Annotated in this window: 1 protein-coding gene; it reads right to left on the bottom strand. The window is 28.5% G+C overall.

Translation table 11 applies throughout. From position 1 onward, the window contains the following. Positions 1 to 163: 163 nt before the first annotated feature. Positions 164 to 1,525 (bottom strand): right-handed parallel beta-helix repeat-containing protein, encoded by a 1,362-nt coding sequence (locus tag CN514_RS23005; protein WP_098234560.1) that lies wholly within the window; start codon positions 1,523 to 1,525, stop codon positions 164 to 166. Between the last annotated feature and the right edge of the window lie 248 nt (positions 1,526 to 1,773).

Raw genomic sequence — 1,773 nt, 5'->3', positions numbered from 1 at the left:
AAAATCTATTATTTAATTACTATTTAAACATTTGTATAGATAAAAATCTAACTACAACTCTTATGTATTTAAACTATTTATTAAATGTTAACTAGTAAGAGTTTAATACTCATCTATATACGCCTTTAATAATTTTTATATTTTTAAGATAACATATTACTAGTTAGTTTCCTGCTCCTAAATTATCTTTTATTATCACATTGTTAGGTAATACGTTATTTGAGAATGAAATACTAGTTTCCGAAATACTTAGGAATATATTGTTATTTATAATTGAATTTGAAACACTCGATAATAGAACAATGCCATTTTTTGCTCCTTTTATATAATTATTTACAATCAAACCAGATTTAGACAAACCAATGGCTTGATCTGGGCAATTAATAATACGATTCCCGGTAATCGTTCCACCGGAAACTTCAATACCTCGGTATCTTGGATTTACAATCAAATTATTTGCAATGATCCCTTGTAAAGGACTACCGTGATTACTAATTACTCCATTATCTAAAGAACCACAATTATAAAATTCATTGTTTGAACAATCATAAAAATCCCCGAAATAAGGTCCTCCAGCTAAATTATAACATTTATTATTTGTGAACTTTATTTTTTTTACCGATAAATTTAAAGCTGTTGAAGATGTAATATTTCTAATTATATTATTTGAAATTGTAATGTCGTATACTGTACCACCTTCTGATTCGCATTTAACAGCTTGTTCCAAACTTTCAAATATGTTCCCAGTAATCAAAACATTTTGTGTATAAATTTCGCATGTTACTCCTACATGTTGCGTATGCTCAAAGGTATTTTCTGTTATTATAATCCTTTCAATTGGAGCGACTGTAGGATCATTATTGTATAGCCCCAAACGAACGCAATGTCCATCACCAATATTTATAAAAAAGTTTCCTCTAATTATCCAATCAGAACTTTTTACTGTAACAACATCACAACCTTTTGTGGTACCACAATTTTCAAATCTATTTGACAAAACTTGTACATTTGGACTATTTGCTATATCCGAAAAAATGACTTTACTATGAAAGTTGGTGAAAATGTTATTTTTAATCGATGTATTATCCGCGTTTGTAAGTTTAATCGCAGTAATTTTTATTGAATTTTGTAGGGAAGCATTACCATCAAAGGTTAATCCTTTGACAACGCACCTCCCTTTTAATTCCATCATAAATGATGTAGTAGCTCCTTTCCATTTAAGTGTACCATTACCAAATAGAACTACATCCTTTAAGATAAGCTTTTCAATAATATATACACCTTCAGGAACAAAGATATATTTGGATTTTGCCCTTGCCTTAATAAAAGCTTGTGTTGAGTCAGTGCCATCCGTTCTTGCTCCCTGACTTTTAATGTTTATCGCAATATTTCTCAACTCTTCATTTAATTCACTCATTTCTTCATTGGTTGAACTACTAACTTTATCATTAAACGCACTTGTAAAAGTCAATCCAGAACTTCTAATATTTCCAATTCTTAAGCCAAAAAAATAAGCAATTAACATAAGTAACCCGTTTACTAAGAAGTTTCTCCTCTTCACAAAATCACCCCAATATAAAAAATACTGTGTAACAAATAAATATAAAAATCCCTTATAATGGAGGGCTTTTAGTTTAAATATAATTTACATTTATAGTTTTTTGATTTATAGCTTATTCTAAAAAAGATAAAGAAAACTTTAGAAATAAGTACTCACCTCCAGTGTCATATCATTTGATTCAAAAAATGCTTATAACCATAAAACTATATATT

This window comes from Bacillus sp. AFS001701 (assembly GCF_002559405.1).
Classification (GTDB): domain Bacteria; phylum Bacillota; class Bacilli; order Bacillales; family Bacillaceae_G; genus Gottfriedia.
The sequence above is the reverse complement of the archived record's forward strand: the minus strand, read 5'-3'. Positions and strand labels throughout refer to the sequence as shown.

What these genes read in the sequence shown, in the direction of transcription:
- CN514_RS23005 (WP_098234560.1), bottom strand. Translation starts at nt 1,525, where the DNA reads ATGTTAATTGCTTATTTTTTTGGCTTAAGAATTGGAAATATTAGAAGT.